Here is a 20528-nt window from a genome sequence, read left to right as displayed (position 1 = left end):
CTCCGGTGGCAGCAGTGCGCGAGGATGGCCGGGCCGACCCGAAATCCGGCGAGCGGCAGCGCAGTGCGGGTGCGGCCACCGGGGCCGGGGCGGGCACATCACCCGCCGACTCCGGCGTGAATCCCCCCTCGCCACAACCACCCACTACAACCGACAGCGAAGCCGACGCCGAGACCGAGGCGATCGCCACATCCGGCACAGCGCGGAAGGACGATGCGGCCGACGTGTCACCGGACGACGGCGCCGATGCGAAAACGGTCGCCATGCGGCGGGTCGATCCCGCAAGTGGCGGCACGGCCGGAAGTGGGGCGAGCGCGACGGCAGCGGCGGGCGCCTCCGCCAAGAGTGGGCCTCGCGCTGCTGCCGCAGGTGCCACCGGTGCGGCGAACGCTCCTGGTGGGCGTGCCACCGATGCGGGCAAGCCACCGGCAGGCCCATCGGGTGCAGGCCACGGCGCCGATGCTGCCGGTGCCGACGCGACAGCCGATTCCGGCGGTCCCCGCGCCGATGACGACTCCGCAGGCGACGCCACCGAATCCGGATCACCTACGGCACCGGCGGCCGCTACCTCGTCCGAGGACGCCGCGACCGTCCAGATGCGAGCCGTACCGAACCCGGCCGACGCCCAGACCGTCGCCATTCCCGTGCAGCGGGCGGGCGGTACCGATCGCGTGGCGAGTGGCGGTGCGCGGCAGCCGCTGAGTAAGCCGCCGAGCACACCGCGCCCGGCCGCGGGCCCGAAGCAGGCGGGGGCGCATGGGCCGTCGGGACCCGAGCACGGTGGCGTGCCGCCGCAGGGCAAGCGGCCGCAGCCGGGAACGACCAACAAGGGCGAGACCGAGCGAGAGACTCCGCAGCAGCCTGCGCCCGAACGAGGCGGGCCGCAGAGTCGTGGGCCGCAGGGCCGTCCACGGCAAGGTGGTGCCGAGCAGGGCGGTCCGCAGCAAGGTCCGTCGGCCGGGCCATTGCAGAAGGCACCGCAACAGCGCGGGCCGCAGAGCTCCCCCGGTGGGCCGAAGCAAGGCGGTTCCGCGCAGGGCACGCCGCAGCAAGGCGGCCCCGGTGCAAGGGGGCCGAAGACACCACAACCGCAAGGTGGCACCGGAGGCCCGCAACAGGGCGCGCCGCACCAGGGCGATACGCCGCAGGCCGCGGGCGCAGCGGCGGCGGGCGCAGCGCAGCAGGCGTCTGGCAGCAGACAGCGTCCGGGAAGTGCGCCCTCCCCTGCGGATATGCAGCCGACGACGCCCGCGCAATCGCTGGCGGGTGGCCCGCGTCCGCCGCAGCCACGTGCGGTGGCGGCGCCGCAACGAGTGGAGCCGGCCGCCCCTGAACCGGCGGCCGAGGCCGGTCGCCGCCCCAGCCGGTGGCTGCTGGCCGTGGCCGGAGCCGTGGTGCTGGTGGTCGGGCTCATCGCGGTGCTGCTGGTCGCCGTGGTGGGCGGCGACGACAATTCGCCCGAGGCACAGATCCGCAACACCATCGGCAGCTACACCCGGGCGTTGCAGGACGGTGATCTGGAGACGCTGCGCTCCACCACCTGCGGCACGCTGCACGAGTTCTACCGGGGCATTCCCGACGATCAGTTCGCCGGGGTGCACCAGCAGTCGGTGGAGCAGGGCAGCATCCCGGTGGTCGAGAACATCCAGGCCATCCGGATCACCGAGAACACCGCCATCGCGCAGGCCACCGTCTACACCAAGGCGGATCCGGCGCGCTCGGCACGGACGTTCGATCTCCAGCACACCGAGGACGGATGGAAGGTCTGTGACCCGCCGGACAGCGCGCCGTAACGATCCGGCGGCGATGTCGCCGTATCCGGTATCGAAGGTCACAGTTACCCCCTCCTAGCTGGTCGCTGGTCCGAATCGCCAGTAGCATTGCCCGGATCATGGGCAGGGAACAATCGATGGCGCGGCCGGACGAGGTGGTGCGGACGGCAACGCTCGCGGGGCGGCGATTCCGGATCCGGGATCACTACGAGGTCGGCCGGGAAAAGATCCGCGAGTTCGCGCGCGCGGTGCAGAACGATCACCGCGCGCACCAGCACGAGGTCGATGCGCGCAAGCTGGGCTATGAGGGCATCATCGCCCCGCCCACGTTCGCCTCGGTGATCGGCATGACCGCGACCAGGGCGCTGCTGGATTCGGTGCTCACCGAATACGACCTGTCCCAGATCCTGCAGACCGACCAGGTGTTCCGGGTGCATCGGCCGATGGTCGCCGGTGACCGGATCACCAGCGAGGTCGAGATCGAATCGATCCGCCGGTTCAACGACAACGACTTCATCCACGTGAACTTCGTGTTGAAGAACCAGGACGACGAGATCGCGCAGGTGGGTTCGTCCACGATCGTGGCAAGGCGCGGGGTGGAGGTGGCCCCCGATATCACCGAAGCGGTCGCGAACATCATGATGCACGGCCGCGCCGATGCCGAGCCCACCGCGATCGGCGAGCTGGACGCGCTCATCGAATTGGACGCCGATGCCCTCGACACCGCGACGACGCCGCCCCCGGCCCCGGTGCATGCCGTTCCCGAGTTCGATCGGCTGTCGGAGGGTGCGCAGATCGAGCTCGGTACCTCCTGGCTGACCCGCGGCGATCTGGCGAATTACGCGGGCGTGTCCGGCGACTCGAACCCCATCCATTTCAGCGAACACGCCGCCAAACTGGCGGGCCTGCCGACGACGGTGGCGCACGGCCTGCTCACCATGGGCCTGGCCGGCGGCAAACTGACCTCCTGGCTGGGCGATCCGACCGCGATCGAATCGCTGAGCGTGCGCTTCGCGGGATATGTGCCGGTGCAGGCCGACGCTCGCAGCGCCGTCGAGTTCTCCGGCAAGATCAAGAAGCTGGATCCGCAGCGGCGCACCGCGACCGTCGTGCTATCCGGGACATCGCAGGGCCGCAAGCTTTTCGGTCGCGCGATCGCCGAGGTCAGGCTCGGCTGAGGCCCGGCCTCACTCCAGCTTCGCGTGCATCAGGTAGACGTTGTAATCGCTCCACGTGGTGATGTTGAAGTACAGGTCGTCCCCCGATGACCACGGGTGGATGAATCCGCCGTACAGCTCCGGGTAGTCGCGCACCGTCACCGTCGGCGTGCCATCCGACCACCCGCCCTGCGGCGAATTCGCTTCGCGCACAACGATGGCGGCCTTGGCGGTATCGAGGTAACTCATCTGCCAGACATCGCGCTCGGCGTCGTATCGCACCGACAGCTCACCGGCCGGCCCGTTGACGATCGGGGTGGCCGAGCCCGCACCGCCCACCGGCGTCCAGGATCCGTCGCGCCAGTACTGATACGCGGTGGTGTTGAGAATCTGATCCTTGGGCACTCGTGCCAGCCCGACGGCACCGAGCCGGGTATTCGGCGTGCCGAACACGTAGACGTGCTCACCGTGCGGAACCATCGCGCTCACTTGGAAATTCGCGAGCCCGAAGATGTTGTCCCAGCGCGCGTGCGGATCCTTGGTCCAGGTCTGGCCGTGATCGTCGGAGTAGGCGATGCCGCCGTAGTTGGTGAAGAAGGTGCCGGGCAGGCTGTTCCAGGTCCGAATCGACATGTAGCTCATGTACTGCCGCTCACCCAGCGCGAAACCCGAGGTGGGGATGGTGGTGACCTCCACGTTGTCGAGTTTGCGGCTGGAGAGCACCTCGGCGGCGTGGCAGCGGCTGTCGGTGACCATCCGGTCGTAGGTCATGCCGTCGTCCAGCCTGCGATCGGTGCTGAAGGCCAGCACGTTGCTGCGCCAATCGCCGCCCATGCCGCCCGGCGGATGGAAGCCGCGACCGACAGTGTCGCCGAAGGCGGTGGCGATCTCGCCGGGCGCCGATTCCCACATGATGCCCAGGTCGGTGCCCTGCACCTGCCAGCGCTTATCGGTGCGGTTGACCGAATTCGCCCCGGTCTGCTTGGCCACCTCGCGCACGGCGCCCACCTTCGGGGCGGCCGGGGCCGGGGATTGCGGCGCGGCTTCGACCGGTGGCCGCACCGGCGGCGGGGGCGGCGGAACCGGCCCGGGATCCGGGCCTGGACCAGGAATCGCGAAGTGGAACGGCTTGGGGCTCAACAAGATTTCCGGGATGCCGAGCTGCTCGGCCAGGCTCGGCGGCGGTGCGGGCTCATCGGTGAGGTCCGGGCAGGGATTCATGCACGGATCGGCGGGCAGCTCCATCTGCACCCTGGTCGGCTTCGGCTCCGGCGGCTGCGGTGGCAGCACCGTGATCACCGGATAGGGGATCGGCACCTCGAGCGTTTCCGGGATCAGCGGTTCATGCGTCGGCGCCGGATCACTGCGGCACGGCCCGCTGCCCGGCACCCCGTCCTGCGGTCCCGCGCCCGCCGGCACCGGCTCCGCGCACACCAGCACACCCGCGCCGAAGACCACCGCGCCGAGCGCGGCCATCACCCGCCTCGCCATCGTCGACCCCTCGTTCCATGGCTGAAGTTCGCACCAGCGTGTGACCCTACCGGCCGAAGATCATCTGCTGTCGCCGAACGAGGCCGACGCGCACCAGTGCGATGTGTTCGACCAGCAGGATCCGCAGGCGAACGGCCGGTTCCGAGCCCGCGGCGCGCATCTGCGCCGACCGGCGAGCCGAAGCCACGAGGGCTCGGCCAGCGGGTGGTTTTCGCGCGCGATCACGCGGATAATCGGCGGGGAATCGCCCCCATCGCAGCCCGCCAGCGTTCTCAGGATCTACCTCATGAAGATTCCGCTCATCCCCCGCCGGGCGCTCCCCGGTGCCGCGGCCGCTTGCCTGGCCGGCGTGACTATCGCGCTCGCGCCCTTGGCCATCGCCGCGCCGGACCGCACCGACGGCCACAGCACCACCGACTGGCAGACCTCACCGAATCAACTCGACGAACCACATCAGCGACCTACCGGATCGACCACACCGAAGGCATCGCCGTTCTACCTGACCTGCGGTGAAGCCCGCCGCGACGGTGAGGCACCGATCCGGCAGGGCCAGCGCGGATACTCACTGCGGCTCGACCCCGATCGCAACGGTGTCGCCTGCGAACCCGGCGAGCCGTAACGGCGCTAGCGCGCGGCCTGGAAGACCAGCACCGTCCCCCCGATACGGATCGCGTCACCGTCGGCCAGCAGTGCGCCGGTGTCGATCGGGAGTTCGTTGACGAAGACGCCATTGGCCGAATGCAGATCCTTGATCAGCAGCCCGGCCCGGCTCGGCATGATCTGCGCGTGATAGCGGCTGGCCTTCGGATCGTCGATCACCAGGTCGTTATCGGTCATCCGGCCGATGCGCAACCCCGCCTGGGCGACGACGACCGCGCGACCGTCCGGCATCAGGATCTGGCCGCTGCGCACCGCGCTCGGCACCTCGGTGACGGTATCGGTCATCGCCGCGGCCATCCGCTCGGCCCGCTTGAACTCCACGGTGTTCAACGGTTCCTGGCGCAGCACCCGCTGCTCGAGCTCGATCAACGCCGGGCCCGGATCGATGCCGAGTTCGTCGGCGAGCACGGTGCGCACCCGGCGACAGGCATCGAGGGCGTCGGCCTGGCGACCGGACAGATACAGCGCGGTGATCAACTGCCCCCACAGCGGTTCGCGCAGTGGATGTTCGGTGGTCATCGCCACCAACTCCCCGACCACCGAAGACGCCCGCCCGCAGGCGATTTCGGCGTCGATGCGGGCGGAGGCGGCGAGCAACCGCTCCTCGTCCATCGCGGTGGCGAAACCGTCGGCGAATTGCAGGCCCGCCAGATCGGCCAGTGCCCGGCCGTCCCATTCGCGCAGCGCGGTTCCGAACAGGTGGGCGGCCGTGGCATGGTCGCCCACCTCGGCGGCCCTGGCGGCGGCATCGCGGGCGGCCTCGAACCGGCCGAGATCGCAGGCCTCCTCGGCGATCTCCAGCCGATAACCGGAGGACTCGGTGCGCAACACGGCGGCCGGGTCGATACCCGAATTACGCAGTGCCTTACGGATATTCGAGACGAATACCTGCAGGCTCGCGGCGTAGGAGTCGGGCGGATCCTCGTTCCACACCATGTCGGCCAGCGCCATCGACGACACCGCGCGACGCCGATTCACCGCCAACGCCGCAAGCAACGCCCGCGGCTTGGGCCCGCCGACCGCCACCGGCTCACCGCCGACGAGCAGCCGCACGGGCCCGAGCAGGCGCACCTCGAGACTCATGTGCTGTCGCCCCCGCCAGGGTTGTGGGTCAGGCGCTGATCGACCGTCCCGCGGACTTCAGATCATTGCACGCCTCGACCACACGCGCCGCCATGGACGCTTCGGCCTTCTTCAGGTAGCTACGCGGGTCGTAGGTCTTCTTGTTGCCGACCTCGCCGTCGATCTTGAGCACACCGTCGTAGTTGCTGAACATGTGGCCCGCGACCGGCCGGGTGAAGGCGTACTGGGTGTCGGTGTCGACGTTCATCTTCACCACGCCGTAGCGCAGCGAATCGTCGATCTCGGACTTCAGCGAGCCCGAACCGCCGTGGAAGACGAAGTCGAACGGCTGTGCGTCGGCGCCGAGGCCGAGCTTGGCCGCGGCCACCCGCTGACCCTCGGCCAGCACCTCGGGACGCAGCACCACGTTGCCCGGCTTGTACACACCGTGCACATTGCCGAAGGTGGCCGCGAGCAGGTACTTGCCGTTCTCGCCGGCTCCCAGCGCCTCGATGGTCTTCTCGAAGTCGGCAGGGGAGGTGTAGAGCTTCTCGTCGATGGCGGCCTCGACACCGTCTTCTTCACCGCCGACGACGCCGATCTCCACCTCGAGGATGATGTTGGCGGCCTTGGTGGCCTTCAACAGGTCCTTGGCGATCTCGAGGTTCTCATCGATCGGGATGGCCGAACCGTCCCACATGTGCGACTGGAACAGCGGGTTGCGCCCGGCGTTCACCCGCTCCTGCGAGATCGCGATCAGCGGCCGGACGAATCCGTCCAGCTTGTCCTTGGGGCAGTGGTCGGTGTGCAGCGCGATGGTGACGTCGTACTTGGCCGCCACCACGTGCGCGAACTCGGCCAGCGCGACAGCACCGGTCACCATGTCCTTCACACCCTGGCCGGAACCGAACTCCGAGCCACCGGTGGAGAACTGGATGATGCCGTCGCTACCGGCGTCGGCGAAGCCCTTGATCGCCGCGTTGATCGTCTCCGACGACGTGCAGTTGATCGCGGGGAAGGCAAAGGAGTTCGCTTTGGCCCGACCGAGCATCTCGGCGTAGACCTCCGGAGTCGCGATGGGCACTGTGAAGACCTCCGTTTTGTGCGGCAAAAAGACGATTTTGTCAGCCCCACCCTAAGCCAGCAGGCTTTCCGCCGATATCAGGGGATCATTGCGCCATTTCGCTGCCTCCTCGGCGCCTTGACCGGGGCAGGCTCGAGCCGGATCGCGCCTGCCCCGGAGTCGCTCCGTGGTTACGCTTCGCTGCCTCCTCCGCGCCTTGACCGGGGCAGGCTCGAGCCGGATCGCGCCTGCCCCGGAGTCGCTCCGTGGTTACGCTTCGCTGCCTCCTCCGCGCCTTGACCGGGGCAGGCGGGGGATGACCCGGTACTGTGGGCCGGGTGATTGCGCTCGCAGCCTCCGACGCGGTGACAAGCAACCTTGCCTTGACTCAGTTGCTCGATCCGATGTATCTGCTCACCGAGTCCTGGCTGCGGCACGCCGTCCTCCCGGCCATCCTGGTCATCGTCTTCATCGAGACCGGTCTGCTGTTCCCGCTGCTGCCAGGCGACTCGCTGCTGTTCACCGGTGGCCTGCTGGCCGCGCAACCGGATCCGCCGGTGTCGATCTGGGTGCTGGTGCCCGCCGTCACCTTCATCGCCTTCGCCGGTGACCAGTCCGGCTATTGGATAGGCCGGGCCATCGGGCCCGCGCTGTTCCAGAAGGAAGACAGCCGCTTCTTCAAGAAGCACTACGTCACCGAGACGCACGCGTTCTTCGAAAAACACGGCCCGAAGACCATCATCCTGGCCAGGTTCGTGCCGATCGTGCGTACCTTCATGCCGGTGCTGGCCGGCGTGTCCACGATGAACTACCGCAAGTTCGTCGCCTTCGACATCGTCGGCGCGATCCTGTGGGGCGGCGGCGTGACCGTCCTCGGCTACTTCCTCGGCAATGTCGCGTTCATCCGCGACCACGTCGAGGCGATCTTCCTGCTCATCGTGTTCGTGTCGATCCTGCCCGGCATCATGGCCGTCGCGAAGAAGCTGCTCGGCCGCGGTTCGGCCGAGCAGGTGGATCCCGCCCGTGATGTCGAGCTGACGGCGTCGACGAACGAGACCACGCGCTGATCGCAGTGACGCCGGCGTCCTCCACCCTCGCATTGGGCAGCTTCGAACCGCTGATCTCGGCGGGCCCCGCACTCGTCTGGACGATCGTGCTGACGTTCGTCTTCCTGGAGTGCGCCTTCATCATCGGCCTTTTCCTGCCCGGCGATTCGATGCTGATCACCGCGGGCGTGGTGATGGCCTCGCATGCCTCCGGTGAGGCGCAGGTCTGGGGCCTGTCGCTGGGCACCATGGTCGCGGCCATCGCGGGCAATCAGGTCGGTTACGTCGTCGGCAGCCGCACGGGCCACCATCTGGTGGCCCGCAAGAACGGCCGCTACATCAACACCCGCAACCTCGCCCGGGTCTCCGAGATGCTGCACCGGCACGGCTTCGTCGCGGTGCTCGTCGCCCGCTGGATCCCCTGGGTGCGCACCCTCTGCCCGATGGTGGCCGGCGCGGCGGGCATGGATCACCGCAAATACACCATCGCCAGCACCATCGGCGCCGTGCTCTGGGCCCCGGTCCTGCTGCTCATCGGCTACTACGCCGGCGGCTTCATCCAGCGCGTCCCCTGGCTGATGCCCGCCGTGGTGATCGTGCTCGTCGTCGGCCTGATCATCGGCACGATCCTCGGCATCCGCCAGTACCGCCAGGAGATGGCGCAGCCGGTCGAGGACTTCGACCTGGATGCGGCGGGAATGCCGGAGCACTGAGCGGCCGCGCGTGCCCGGTCCGCTCGTAGGTACCCGACGGACCGGAACAGCACTACGCTCGAGTGCTGGTCAGGGCGTCGAGGCCGATCTCGACCCGATTTCCCGCGAGGTCGAGGGTCGTCGTGGTCGAGCTGTCGGCCACCAGTTCGTGGGGTTCACAACCCCGCCGCGCTCACCATGTGCGCTGCTTCCATCAGCATCCAGCCCGACAACTGCACCGACAGATCGCGTTCGGGCACCTTCGACGACGTCACCGAACCACCCGAGGTGAAGTAGCCCGCGCCGGAACTGCCGCCGGGCAACTGTGCCGGTTTGCTCCAGTCGTGGCCGAACAGCGGTTCGCCTTCGACTTCGAGCCGGTTCGCCCACGCGGCCTTCGCCGAGGACAGCACGATCGATGCCGCGCACCGGCGGTCGGCTTCCTGTTCGGCGTCGTCGCCGGGCAGCATCAGGGCCACCAGGGCGAGATAGCGGATCAGGATGCCGTTGAACAGGCCGCCGTCACCGCCGCCACCGCCCTGGACGACGCCGCGCGTGGTCATCCGATCCTCGACAGCGGTGAGCAGGCGATGGACTCGCGCGAGATGTTTCGCCTCGCCGGTGTGCACGGCGAGTTCGGTCTCCACACCGAGCACGACGCCCTGGCAGTAGGTGAACACCGGGCGCTCGATCTCGCCGGAGGGCAGGTGGATGCCGTCGAGGATCAGGCCGGTTTCGGGGTCGCGCAGGGTGGCGTCGAGCCAGTCGGCCATCTCGGCGGCGCGTTCGTGGCGGCCGAGCCGCAGCAAGGCGATGGCGGCCGGGCCGTTGGCGGGCGCGTTGAAGTAGTCGGCGCCCACCCGCCACGGGATGCCGCCGCCGGTGTCGGGATCCCAGGATTCGTAGAGTTCCTTTTCCAATGCGAGCAGCGCGCCCGCCGCGTCGGCGTCCTGGGTGCGCTGCGCGCGTTCCAAAGCGATGGCCAGCCACGCCATGTCGTCGTAGTAGCGGTTGGTCCACCCGGTGATGTTGCGCAGCCGGTGCGAGCGGGCGAGCGCGCTGATGCGCTTGCGGCGCGCGGGGGTCGGCACGCGGGTGGCGGCATCGACGGCGCAGTCGATCAGATGCGCTTGCCACCAGTAATGCCAGGACAGGAACAGCCGCTCACGTTTGGTGGCGGGCCAGCCGACCACGCCGAGGGTGGTACCGGGCAATCCCCACAGCGGGCGTAGATGCCGGGAGATGATCGCCGATTCGGCCATATCGGCGCGTTCGGACCACAACGCGGGCGTCGGCTCGCTGAATTCCCCCTGACGCCGTGCGTCCCTCCGCGTGGTCATAGCTCAATGGTGCCAGGTCGGCACCGGGTTTCGCCGCCCAATTGTTACCAGGCTGTGGTCAGATCGGCATGTTGCCGGATCCACGCGTGCATGGCGATGCCCGCGGCCACGCCGGCATTGATGCTGCGGGTGGATCCGAACTGCGCGATCGACACCGTCAGCGTCGCGGCGTCGCGGGCATGATCGGTGACCCCGGGTCCCTCCTGCCCGAACAGCAGCAGGCACCGTCGCGGCAGCCGAACCGTTTCCAGCGGAACCGATCCGGGCACATTATCGACCGCGACGACGGTGAGATCCTCGCGCCGTGCGAATTCCAGCAGCGCCGCGATATCGGTGTGATGCTCGATGTGCTGATAGCGGTCGGTGACCATGGCGCCGCGCCGATTCCAGCGCCGCCTGCCGACGATGTGCACCGCCGCGGCGGCGAACGCGTTGGCGGTGCGGACGACGGTGCCGATGTTCGCGTCGTGCCCGAAGTTCTCGATCGCGACGTGGAAGGGATGCCTGCGCGCATCGATGTCGGCGACGATCGCCTCGCGCGTCCAATACCGGTAGGCGTCCACCACATTGCGGCGATCGCCTTCGGCGAGCAGCACCGGGTCCAGTCGTGGATCCTGCGGTGGCTGCCCGCCGAACTCCTCCGCCCACGGGCCGACGCCATGCGGATGCTCGCCCCATTCGGTGGGGCCGGGGAGCTGTTCCGGCACGTCCGGCACGAGATCGGTCACGCCGTCGATGCTAATTCCCGAGGTGGGAGCCCCCGAGCCCGGCAGGGCGAACTAGGCCGAGACGCCGATCGCGATGACGACGATGATGATGTACAGAATGAAGAAGACGATCGAGATGATCAGCAGGATCGACGAGATCATCCCGCAGATGTAGCCCGCCTTGACGTTCCCCCGACCCCCGATCATTCCCCCGGAAGCATCGATCTCGGCCAGCGCCTTCTTACCCATCGACCACGCGAACGGGCCCAGGATGCCGCACATCACCAGGCTGAGGATGCCGAGCACGAGAATGGTCGTGGCCTGCGGATGATCCTGCTGCGGCCCGTAACCGTAGGGCTGTGCGTAGCCGTAGGGCTGCGGCGCGCCATAGGGCTGTGACGGGTAGGGCTGTGACGAGTAAGGCTGTGACGGGTAGGGCTGAGAAGCATGCGGCTGCGAGCCATACGGGTCTTTGCCGAGGTCCGGCGGCGGGTAAGTCATGCCGGTGATGTTATCGGTGCCGCGGCTTCCCGTCGCCTGGCAGCGAGCACCGAAGTGGTGGTGGCGGCGACGAATGGGCGCAGGCGCACCGGGTGATGGGCGAGGATGGTAGTGCGAGCTACACCATCGACCCGGTGGTCAGCGCCCTCGATCGGGCCATCCGCCTCGACAACCATGGAGCTCATGACCGATTCTTCCGTCACTCAGACGCTGGTGCTCGACAAACCGGCCACCGAGGAACCGACCGGGATGCGTGTGCTGCGCGCGGTGCTGCGTGCGCCGTTCACCGCACGGACCTGGAAAGAACTCGCCTATCTGATCCTGGCGTTGCTGCTCGGCATGCTCGGAACGGGCTATGTGTACCTGGCCGGCGGCCTCGGCGTCTTCGTGGCACTGACCATCATCGGGATCCCGGTGCTCGCGCTGGTGATTCTCGGCGGCAGGCTCTGGGGCCACGTCTACCGTGCGCTGGTGCGTGACCTGCTCGGCACACCGCTGGACCCGCCGCCGCCGTTCGCCCCGGCCTCTGGGCTGTTCGGATTCTTGAAGGCGGCGTTCACCGATATGCCGAGCTGGCGGGCGCTGGCATTCGTGGTGGTGCAGTCGATCGTCGGGATGGTCGGCGGGTATTTCCTGCTGATCGCGACCGCGATGATCGGGTTCACCGCGATCTCACCGCTGCCGTGGTACCTGTTCACCCCGACCAATATCGACGAGAACGGCGTGGAGCGGCATTCGCTGGCCCAGTTCGGCGACTTCTACATCGACACCTGGCCTCGGGTGCTCGGGTTCGCGGCGCTCGGCGTGCTCGGCTGCTTCGCGCTGCCGTGGCTGTTCCGGGTGGTCTGCCTGGTGCATCGGCAGCTGGCGATCTGGCTGCTCGCGCCGACCGCGCGGGACCGACGGCTGGCCGATCTGCAAGAAAGCAGGCGGGTGGCGGTCGAGGATTCCGCGGCCACACTGCGCAGGCTCGAACGCGATCTGCACGACGGCACCCAGGCACGGCTGGTCACCATCGCGATGGCGCTCGGCCGAGCCGAGGAGCGGCTCAGCCACGGCGCCGACGCCAGCGACCTGATCGCCGACGCGCACGCTGGCACCAAGGAAGCGCTGGCCGAGCTGCGCGAACTGGTGCGCGGAATCCATCCGCCCGCTTTGGAATTGGGCCTCGAACCGGCGCTGGAGACGCTGGCGGCGCGCTGCTCGGTGCCGGTGGAGCTGCGGGTGCATCTGCCGGTGCGGCCGCACCCGGCGATCGAGGCCATCGCCTACTTCTCCGTCGCCGAACTGCTGACCAATGTGGTGAAACACGCCGGTGCGTCCCATGCGTGGGTGTCGGTGCTGCCCTCGGGTGATGATGCGCTGGTGGTTTCGGTCCGGGACAACGGCAGCGGCGGTGTGCTGCAACCGATTCCGGGCGAGCCGGTGGCAGGCAGTGGGCTGGCCGGGCTGGCGGCGCGGGCCGCGAGCGTGGACGGCGGCCTCACCGTCGACAGTCCCGTCGGCGGGCCGACCGTCGTCACCATCACCCTGCCGACAGCGGGCCCGCGATGAGTACCGGGGCCGCCCAACCGGATTCGCTGCGCGTGGTGATCGCCGAGGACAGCGCCATCCTCCGCGACGGACTGGCCGGGCTGCTCGCCGAACGCGGGCATCAGGTGGTGGCGATGGTCGGCGACGCGACGAACCTGTCCGAGGTGGTGGCCGAACACGCACCCGACGTCGCCGTGGTCGACGTCCGGATGCCACCGACCTACACCGACGAGGGTTTGCTCGCCGCCATCGAACTACGCCGCAAATTCCCGCTCACCGGCGTGCTCGTGTTCTCCCAATGGGTGGAGACCCGCTACGCCACCGAATTGCTCGCCGCCGGCGCGAACGGCGTCGGCTACCTGCTCAAAGACCGGGTCGCCGACGTCCGCGAATTCATGGAAGCCCTCGACCGCGTCGCCACCGGCGGCACCGCACTCGACCCCGAGGTGGTGAGCCAACTGATGGGCGCCTCCCGCCAGCAACAGGCCCTCGACCGGCTCACCCCGCGCGAGCGCGAAGTGCTCGAGCTGATGGCCCAGGGCCTCACCAACGCCGCCATCGCGCGCTCCCTGACCGTCACCGAACGGGCGGTCGAGAAGCACATCGGCAATATCTTCACCAAGCTCGATCTGCCGCCCTCGGACACGCATCACCGCAGGGTGATGGCGGTGCTGCGGTTGCGGAGGTAGCTACGGCACGCTCCGTCGAGTGCCCGCAGTACGTAGCCACAATCGGCGAACTCAGCTCAACCGGTAGGCGAGCTTGGCGAACTGCCCCATCTGCTCGACCTCGACCAACCGCATTCGGTCCGAGAGGATTCGGCGCGGCAGGAGTGGGGCGCCGGACCCGAGGGTGACCGGGGTGATGCCGACGATCACCTCGTCGAGTAGGCCGGCGTCGGCGAACTGGCCGGCGAGTTCGCCGCCACCCACTATCCAGATATCGCGGTCGGCTGCGGCTGTGGTCATCTGGGCGTGGACAGGGCGGACGTCGCCCGAAACGAATCGGAGGTTCGCTCCGGGGATCGGGGGCAGATCGCGGTGGGTGAATACCCAGCACGGGCGGTCACCGTAGTTATCCGGCCAGTATTCGGGTGGGTTGTTGGCTGCCATCCATTCGTAGGTTGTCGCGCCCATGCACATGGCGCCGACGCCGCGCAGGAACTCGTCGATGTCGCTGGTCGCAGTGTCGGCGTCGGCGATGGCCAGCAGCCAATCCAGGGAGTTGTTCTGGTCGGCGATGTAGCCGTCGAGGCTGGTGGCGGTGTAGTAGCGGGTCGTCATGGTGTCCGATCCTGGCACCGAACCCTGCCATCTTCTGTCAAGTTATGCCCGACCTGCCTCCCGACGACGGCTATTCGCAGGCGATTCCGTCGTTGTCGCGATCGAGGTGCGGTGCGTAGCCGGGGTCGTCACGGTGCAGGGGTGCCACGCCGGCGTCGCGGGCAGCGTCGCAGTTCTTGTAGTAGACACCAGGCGCGGGTGCTCCGGGCGCAGGCCGGGCGGGCGGGCAGAACTGGGCCGAGCCGGAGTTGCAGAGCAGGTCGGTGAGCGGATCGGCGGATGCTGCGGGTGCCGCAACGAGCAAGGCGGAGGCAGCGAGCACCCCTGCGGCAGCTGCACCCAGAGCATGTGCCGGACGATGAATCGAGAGTTTCATGTGGACTTCCTGATGTCGGGCAGGAGAAGAACCCCCTGGCCACAAGCCATTTCTTGGTTCCGGAGCGACCCGGGACGGAGGGCTCCCCCCGACAGGAGACGACCGTGAGCCCACGGTAGCAATGACCCGTGGGCAACAGCAGGCAAATTACGGAAAATCGACCTATAAATTCCGTGCAGCGGGAACCGGGGCGGGTGTCGTCGCGTCGGCGATCGCCTGGGTGTCCCAGTAGAACGGACAGATCTCGGCGATGCGCGAATTCTCCATGCGCAAGGTTTGCAGGATCGGGAAGTCGAGTTCGCGGCCGGTGGCGCGGGCTCGGCCGTGGATTCTGGTGTGGACCACGGCGGTGCTGCCGGTGGCGAGGAACTGCTGGTCGAGGAGGTCGAAAACCTCCCAGACGGCGCTCATGGCGGTGAAGAAGCGTTCGAGACCGGCGTGGCCGCGCCAGATTCCGCCGTACGGGAGGGCGTCGGCCTGGTAGAGGACGACGTCCGGGGAGAAGTACGGCGCAAGGGTGGCGAAGGAGGCTCGGCCCGGGCCGCCTGCCGCGAGATAGCGGGCTTCGGCGGCGTACATGCCGGTGAGGACGTCGAGCGTGGTCGGGTCGGACATGCATCCGAGCATGTCGCCGGATGACCGCCGACGCTGGCGGCAAACGGACGTCGCATCCGGTCGGCGAGGTTCGGCCGATGCCGCGGCCGGCCGCTTCAGGAGGTGTCGCCGGCAAACCAGCGGCTTCCGGTTACGGCGCAGCTCACGGGCCTATCCTGGATGCGTGGGGTGATGGTGATGGACCACGTACGCGTGCTGCGAGTGGTGCTCGGGGTGACGGCCGGGTACCTGATCCTGCTCGCGGTGTGGCTGGGGTGGGTGGTGCAGCATACGCCGGACGGGACCGTCCCGTTCCAGATCATGGCGCTGGTCGGGATCTTCGGGTCGGGCATCGGGATCGGGCTGTTGTGGGTGGAGCGGCCGTCGAAGGCTGATCGCCGGCTGGCGCGGCACGGTATCGAGGGGTGGGCTCGGGTGGAGCATGTGCGGCCGTTGGCGTGGACCGATCATCACAATGAGCTGACCGAGTTGGATCTGGAGTTCACCGTGCCGGGAGCCGAAAGTTACCGGGGCACAGTTGTGTACGACGTGACACCGGCCGACAAGGAACGGCTGGCGATCGGGGAGGTGATCTCGATCCGGGTGGATCCGGAGAACCGGGATCGGGTGCTGTTCTGCCTGTGAGCGAGGCCGGCCGGAAACAATGCCGCCGACCGAATCGGTTGCGCGAGTTCAGTTCCGCCGCTCGTGCGCCTTCGGATCCGCGAGCAGGTACTGCGCCGCACCATACGTCGCGAGGATGACGCCCTCGGTCACTCGCCGCGCACGCTCACCTCGCGCGAACACACGGCGCAGCACGATCAACCCGTCGGACACGGTGAACAGCAACGCGCCGAGACCGAGGCGGCTGCGCGGATCCGCGTTCGGGATATTCAGCCCGGCAACGTTTTCCGCACCCGGCGCCAGCCCCGGATCGGAGGCGAGCACCGCGGCGGTGCCGAGCGTCGCTCCGTAGGCGGTGAGCGGGGCCGCGATCGCGGGCGCCTTGGCACGCAACAACGCAGCGGCACCGATCCACGCCAGCACCCTCGGCACCGCGACGGCCGGAACCGGCCGCGCACCATATCGCCACCACAGCGACGCGTATCCGGCCTGCATGACCGCGAACGACGACGCACCCGCGATCAGCCTGCGGTCGTCGTCCGGGTCGATGAGCAGCACGTCGCCGACGGTGGCGGCGCCGAGCGAACTCAGCAGCACGGTCCGGTCGGTGGGATCGAGTTCAGCGGAACTGCGCGCGACGTCGGCCGCCAGCAGCGGCATCATCAGCGGCTTGGCCACCCACTGGAGCTTGTCACGACCGGTGAGCGCGCCGAACACCGTGACGGCGGTGGCGGCCAGATACCCGGCGCGGAACGGGCGCATACCGTCAGAAGCTCGGCTCGGCGGGCTTCGGCGGCAGCGTGACGACCTGCCCGGCATAGCTGAGCCCGGCACCGAAGCCGAGCAGCAGCGCCAGCTGACCGCCCTTGGCCTTGCCGGTGACCAGCATTTCCTCCATGGCCAGCGGAATCGACGCGGCCGAGGTGTTGCCGGTGTTCTCGATGTCGTTGGCCATCGGGATGTCCTCGGCCAGGCCGAGGTTCTTCTTCATCAGCTCGTTGATGCGGGCATTGGCCTGGTGCGGGACGAACACCTCGATGTCCTCCTTGGACACCCCGGATTCCTCCAGCGCGGCCGACAGCGCACGCGGCAACGTCACCGCGGCCCAGCGGAAGACCTTCGGGCCCTCCATGCGCAGCGACATCCGCCCGATCGGCTCGACCGCGGGATCGGTGCCCTGCAAAGCCTGAGCCTTGTTCATGAATTCCAGGAAGTCGACGTCCTGGGCGATGGCCTCGGCGTTCTCGCCGTCACTGCCCCACACCGTCGGGGAGATACCGTTCTCCTCGCTCGGCCCGACGACGACCGCGCCCGCGCCGTCACCGAAGATCATCGCAGTGCCGCGATCGGTCGGGTCGAGGCCGACGGTCATCGTCTCGGCACCGATGACCAGCACGTATTCGGCCGAACCGGCGCGGATCAGGTCGGCGGCGACACCGAGGCCGTAGCCGAAACCGCCGCAGCCGGAGGTGAGGTCGAAGGCGGGGATGCCGTTGATGCCGAGGTCGGCGGCAATGGTGGGCGCGCCGTGCGGGGTGAGCTTGAGCCAGCTGGAGGTGCACAGGATCAGCGCGCCGATCTTGGAGCGGTCGATGCCGGTGTTGTTCAGCGCGCGATCACCGGCGGCCGCGGCGATCGAACGCAGCGTTTCGTCGCCGCTGATCCAGCGACGGTTGCGGATGCCGGTGCGCTCGTAGATCCACTGATCGGTGGAGTCGAGGACCTCGCACACCTCGTCATTGCTGACCACGCGCTGCGGCCGGTAAGCACCGATACCGAGCATCGCGACATTGTCGCGGCCCTTCTTGACTGCAATGCTCACCACGGCGACTCACACGACCCTTCAACTACCGAATAAATCAGCACCAGGCTAGCGGAGGGCAACTACTCAGCCCAGAGCCAGATCCTTCAGCCCGAGAATCGAGCGGTACTCCAGCCCCTCGGCGGCAATGACCTGATCGGCGCCGGTCTCCCGGTCCACCACGGTCGCCACGCCGACGACGGTCGCGCCGGCCTCACGCAGCGCGCGCACGGCGGTGAGGGGCGAGTTACCGGTGGTGGTGGTGTCCTCGACGACCAGCACCCGCTTGCCGACGATGTCGGGGCCTTCGATCTGCCGCTGCATGCCGTGGGTCTTGGCGGCCTTGCGGACCACGAACGCGTCGATCGGACGGCCGGGGGCATGCATCACGGCCAGCGCCACCGGGTCGGCGCCCATGGTGAGCCCGCCGACGGCGTCGAAATCCCAGTCGGCAACCAGCTCGCGCAACAGTTTGCCGATCAGCGGGCCGGCCTGGTGGTGCAGCGTCGCGCGACGCAGGTCGACGTAGTAGTCGGCCTCTTTACCCGAGGACAGCGTCACCTTGCCGTGCACGACGGCGAGTTCGCGCACCAGCGCCGCCAAACTGTCCCGGTCGGTTGTTGCCTGATCGATCATCTGAGTCCTTCCGCGTGTGTTCAACGAGTCGCGTCACAGCGGTTTCGGCGAAGTCCGCCCGCCAGCACCTGCGCGTCAAGGGTACGGCGTGCGCTGTCGGCGCTGAGCAGAGCGGGTTACTTCGGCACCGGACCCTGATATGGGCGGAATCCGGGGTGGAACGGGCCGCCGGGTAGCTGCGGCGCGTCGTCGTCGGAGGCGGGGGCGCGGAAGTCGCCGGGGCGGCTGCTGCGGTCGACGGATTCGATGCGTTCGGCGACCCGCTCCTCCCGCGCGGCCGGGCGGGCGTCGGGGACGACGGCCAGGCTGGGGCGGCGGGCGGACGGCGGTTCGGGGGCGGGCCCGTCGGGACGGCTCGCGGGATCGCGATCCCGGCCGGTATCGGCCGAAGCGGGACGGGCATCGTCGGACCTGGATGGGGGCCTGGCCCCGATCACGCCTGCATCGGGCTCGGATTCGGCGGGCTCGGGTTCGTCGTAATCGGAATCGTCGAAGTCGGCGTCGTCATAGTCGGAATCGTCGTAGCCGGTGTCGAATTCGTCGTAATCGGCATCGTCGGGATCGGGCTCGGGATCGCGGAACCGGGCCGGGGCGACGCGAGCCGGACGCTCGACGGGCTCGTCGACCTCGGCCGCCCTGGCGCGGGCGCGGCCCTGCGACCGCCCGCCTTCGGGGTCGAGTCCGCGCGGCTCCGCGACCGGCGGCAACACGTGCAGCAGACCGGACAGCCGCAGCACCGCGTCGATGGCGGTCTCCCATTCCTTGGCCGTGGTGCCGACCGAGAGCATGCCGAGGGTCCAGTTGCCCTCGCTCCACAGCATCTGCACCGTCTCCGGCAGCGTCTCGATGAAGGCGACCATGCGCTGGTCGACGGCATGCCTGGCGATTTCCGGGTTGGTCGCGAAGACCACGCGATCACCGATGGCGCCGAGCAGTTCCAGATCGTGGTCCTTGGGCGGGGAGGCGGTCTTCAACCGCATATCGACATCGATATCGGAGCCGATCTGCCTGCGCACGGCCACCAGCGTCGCCGAATCCTCCAGGTCGAACAGCACGAACTTCTCGCCCTTGCGGATACCGGAGACCACGTCGACCGCAGACAGATAACCCAGCTTGGCCAGCGCACCGCGCCGCCACGTCGAGGGCAGCGCCGGTTCCACCGACACATACGTATAGCCCTGGGCCTTGGCCCAGACCTGGCGCGCGTGACCGGTCCGCTGCCGCTGGAGCCGATCGAAATACAGCAGTACGACCGCACCCACGAGTGCGATCGCCGCCAACCCGAACCACATAGCCGTCATCGTCGTCTAGCCTATCGAGCCGACCGGGGGTTTGCCCGGCACCACCCGCGCGCGCCGCAGCGTTTGTGGCCGATCACGAAACTTGTCATCGTCCGCCGCCGGGAAGTGCGGTGCTGATGATGATCTTCGCGTGAATCGACCCGTCAGGGGCCTTGTCACCCTGGACGACCACGAGTTCGCCAGTGGGCAGATCCGCGGGCGATCCACCCGACAGCGAGATCACCTGGGTGTTCGCGTCGGTGGTCACCGTGACGGTCGCGCCGCCGATCGAGCTGACGGTGAGCGTGCCCGCGTTGTTGGCGGTGATGGTGCCCATGGTCGCGCCGATGCCGTCGATGCCCTCGATCCCGGGCAGGCTGGGGATGACCAGCGGCGGCGTGCTCGGGCCCGGCGTCGCGTTCGGGGTGCGGCCGGCGGTGGGCAGCGAGGACGTCGCGGAGTCACTGGCCGACGGGGTGGAATCGCCACCGCCGAACAGCAACCCGGCGACCGCACCGGCAACCGCGATCAACAGGACCACGGCCAGCCCGAGCCCGATCCACAGCCCGGTGTTGCGCTTGGGCGGGCGCGGCGGTTCACCCGAGGGCGGCATCGCGCCGAGACCGCCCATCGCCGCCGGATCGGGGGTGGGCTGGGTCGGCGGCTGCCACTGCTGAGCTTCGTACCCGCCCCACTGGCTGTCGTAGGTGGGTAGTTCGCGCGTCGGGTTGGACGGCGGCTTCCACGGCTCGTACTGGTCACCGCCCGGATACGCCGTCGGCCCGTAGGCCTCGGTGTACTCGGTGGTGTGCAGCGGCTCGGTGCCGGAACCACCCGGCGAACCCAGGTGTTCGGTCGGCGAATCGTCCGGCCGCTGCCCCCACGGATCGTTCGGGTTGGTCATGCACCC

General features: G+C 68.6%; 22 protein-coding genes. 8 read left to right on the top strand and 14 right to left on the bottom strand.

Translation table 11 applies throughout. The features are described from left to right. Positions 1-5 precede the first annotated feature (5 nt). The gene (locus tag AC5W7N_RS06535; protein WP_195020208.1) at positions 6-1793 is read left to right on the top strand and encodes an Rv0361 family membrane protein; all 1788 of its coding nucleotides are present in this window, start codon (positions 6-8) and stop codon (positions 1791-1793) included. Between the two features lie 98 nt (positions 1794-1891). Next, positions 1892-2950, top strand: a complete 1059-nt coding sequence (locus tag AC5W7N_RS06530; protein WP_228815180.1) for a fused (3R)-hydroxyacyl-ACP dehydratase subunits HadA/HadB — start codon at positions 1892-1894, stop codon at positions 2948-2950. 9 nt (positions 2951-2959) lie between these two features. Here AC5W7N_RS06530 and AC5W7N_RS06525 read toward each other — a convergent pair whose 3' ends face one another. Then, the gene (locus AC5W7N_RS06525; RefSeq protein WP_194991869.1) at positions 2960-4420 is read right to left on the bottom strand and encodes a glycoside hydrolase family 183 protein; all 1461 of its coding nucleotides are present in this window, start codon (positions 4418-4420) and stop codon (positions 2960-2962) included. Positions 4421-4706: 286 nt separating this feature from the next. Here AC5W7N_RS06525 and AC5W7N_RS06520 point away from each other — a divergent pair, with 286 nt between their 5' ends. Then, complete coding sequence (locus AC5W7N_RS06520; protein WP_195006846.1) at positions 4707-5039, top strand: excalibur calcium-binding domain-containing protein; 333 nt, start codon at positions 4707-4709, stop codon at positions 5037-5039. Positions 5040-5044: 5 nt separating this feature from the next. Here AC5W7N_RS06520 and AC5W7N_RS06515 read toward each other — a convergent pair whose 3' ends face one another. After that, complete coding sequence (locus AC5W7N_RS06515; protein WP_163817146.1) at positions 5045-6163, bottom strand: BTAD domain-containing putative transcriptional regulator; 1119 nt, start codon at positions 6161-6163, stop codon at positions 5045-5047. 28 nt (positions 6164-6191) lie between these two features. Continuing rightward, positions 6192-7226, bottom strand: a complete 1035-nt coding sequence (gene fbaA / locus AC5W7N_RS06510; protein ID WP_163817144.1) for a class II fructose-bisphosphate aldolase — start codon at positions 7224-7226, stop codon at positions 6192-6194. 383 nt (positions 7227-7609) lie between these two features. On the opposite strand from fbaA, the gene AC5W7N_RS06505 reads away from it, so the two are divergent. Together AC5W7N_RS06505 and AC5W7N_RS06500 are read left to right on the top strand one after the other, a co-directional pair. Further along, complete coding sequence (locus AC5W7N_RS06505; protein ID WP_228806908.1) at positions 7610-8272, top strand: DedA family protein; 663 nt, start codon at positions 7610-7612, stop codon at positions 8270-8272. Between the two features lie 5 nt (positions 8273-8277). After that, positions 8278-8964 (top strand): DedA family protein, encoded by a 687-nt coding sequence (locus tag AC5W7N_RS06500; RefSeq protein WP_163817142.1) that lies wholly within the window; start codon positions 8278-8280, stop codon positions 8962-8964. Positions 8965-9119: 155 nt separating this feature from the next. On the opposite strand, the gene AC5W7N_RS06495 is transcribed toward AC5W7N_RS06500, so the two are convergent. The 3 genes from AC5W7N_RS06495 to AC5W7N_RS06485 form a co-directional block, all read right to left on the bottom strand. Then, on the bottom strand, positions 9120-10205 hold the full coding sequence (locus AC5W7N_RS06495; RefSeq protein ID WP_194992047.1) for a glycoside hydrolase family 76 protein: 1086 nt from the start codon (positions 10203-10205) through the stop codon (positions 9120-9122). Between the two features lie 122 nt (positions 10206-10327). Beyond that, on the bottom strand, positions 10328-11011 hold the full coding sequence (locus AC5W7N_RS06490) for a TrmH family RNA methyltransferase (RefSeq protein ID WP_163817140.1): 684 nt from the start codon (positions 11009-11011) through the stop codon (positions 10328-10330). 51 nt (positions 11012-11062) lie between these two features. Further along, positions 11063-11491, bottom strand: a complete 429-nt coding sequence (locus AC5W7N_RS06485) for a DUF4190 domain-containing protein (protein WP_306043358.1) — start codon at positions 11489-11491, stop codon at positions 11063-11065. Positions 11492-11674: 183 nt separating this feature from the next. Between AC5W7N_RS06485 and AC5W7N_RS06480 the strand changes: the two genes are divergently transcribed. Both AC5W7N_RS06480 and AC5W7N_RS06475 read left to right on the top strand, forming a co-directional pair. Continuing rightward, complete coding sequence (locus AC5W7N_RS06480) at positions 11675-13045, top strand: sensor histidine kinase (RefSeq protein ID WP_228815181.1); 1371 nt, start codon at positions 11675-11677, stop codon at positions 13043-13045. Then, complete coding sequence (locus tag AC5W7N_RS06475; RefSeq protein ID WP_163817136.1) at positions 13042-13713, top strand: LuxR C-terminal-related transcriptional regulator; 672 nt, start codon at positions 13042-13044, stop codon at positions 13711-13713. Before AC5W7N_RS06480 ends, AC5W7N_RS06475 begins: the two co-directional genes overlap by 4 nt. A gap of 51 nt (positions 13714-13764) precedes the next feature. Here AC5W7N_RS06475 and AC5W7N_RS06470 read toward each other — a convergent pair whose 3' ends face one another. The 3 genes from AC5W7N_RS06470 to AC5W7N_RS06460 form a co-directional block, all read right to left on the bottom strand. Continuing rightward, the gene (locus tag AC5W7N_RS06470; protein WP_163817134.1) at positions 13765-14307 is read right to left on the bottom strand and encodes a dihydrofolate reductase family protein; all 543 of its coding nucleotides are present in this window, start codon (positions 14305-14307) and stop codon (positions 13765-13767) included. Between the two features lie 70 nt (positions 14308-14377). After that, positions 14378-14683, bottom strand: a complete 306-nt coding sequence (locus AC5W7N_RS06465; protein WP_195020211.1) for an excalibur calcium-binding domain-containing protein — start codon at positions 14681-14683, stop codon at positions 14378-14380. A gap of 162 nt (positions 14684-14845) precedes the next feature. Further along, on the bottom strand, positions 14846-15298 hold the full coding sequence (locus AC5W7N_RS06460) for a nuclear transport factor 2 family protein (RefSeq protein WP_195020212.1): 453 nt from the start codon (positions 15296-15298) through the stop codon (positions 14846-14848). Positions 15299-15475: 177 nt separating this feature from the next. Between AC5W7N_RS06460 and AC5W7N_RS06455 the strand changes: the two genes are divergently transcribed. Next, positions 15476-15922 carry a hypothetical protein gene (locus tag AC5W7N_RS06455; protein ID WP_495923407.1) on the top strand — a complete coding sequence of 149 codons (447 nt, stop codon included), beginning with the start codon at positions 15476-15478 and terminating at the stop codon, positions 15920-15922. A 48-nt stretch (positions 15923-15970) separates the two neighbouring features. On the opposite strand, the gene AC5W7N_RS06450 is transcribed toward AC5W7N_RS06455, so the two are convergent. The 5 genes from AC5W7N_RS06450 to AC5W7N_RS06430 all read right to left on the bottom strand — a co-directional run bounded on the left by AC5W7N_RS06450 (position 15971) and on the right by AC5W7N_RS06430 (position 20522). Beyond that, on the bottom strand, positions 15971-16663 hold the full coding sequence (locus AC5W7N_RS06450; RefSeq protein ID WP_195020213.1) for a lysoplasmalogenase: 693 nt from the start codon (positions 16661-16663) through the stop codon (positions 15971-15973). A 4-nt stretch (positions 16664-16667) separates the two neighbouring features. Then, positions 16668-17726 carry a beta-ketoacyl-ACP synthase 3 gene (locus AC5W7N_RS06445; protein WP_163817124.1) on the bottom strand — a complete coding sequence of 353 codons (1059 nt, stop codon included), beginning with the start codon at positions 17724-17726 and terminating at the stop codon, positions 16668-16670. A 63-nt stretch (positions 17727-17789) separates the two neighbouring features. Next, positions 17790-18338 (bottom strand): orotate phosphoribosyltransferase, encoded by a 549-nt coding sequence (gene pyrE, locus AC5W7N_RS06440; RefSeq protein ID WP_036541023.1) that lies wholly within the window; start codon positions 18336-18338, stop codon positions 17790-17792. Between the two features lie 116 nt (positions 18339-18454). Beyond that, the gene (locus AC5W7N_RS06435) at positions 18455-19639 is read right to left on the bottom strand and encodes a TtfA family protein (protein ID WP_228815182.1); all 1185 of its coding nucleotides are present in this window, start codon (positions 19637-19639) and stop codon (positions 18455-18457) included. Positions 19640-19724: 85 nt separating this feature from the next. Further along, complete coding sequence (locus AC5W7N_RS06430) at positions 19725-20522, bottom strand: DUF5666 domain-containing protein (RefSeq protein WP_163817598.1); 798 nt, start codon at positions 20520-20522, stop codon at positions 19725-19727. Positions 20523-20528: the final 6 nt, after the last annotated feature.

The organism is Nocardia sp. CDC519 (assembly GCF_059509835.1).
This window is presented reverse-complemented; position numbering and strand designations above follow the sequence as displayed.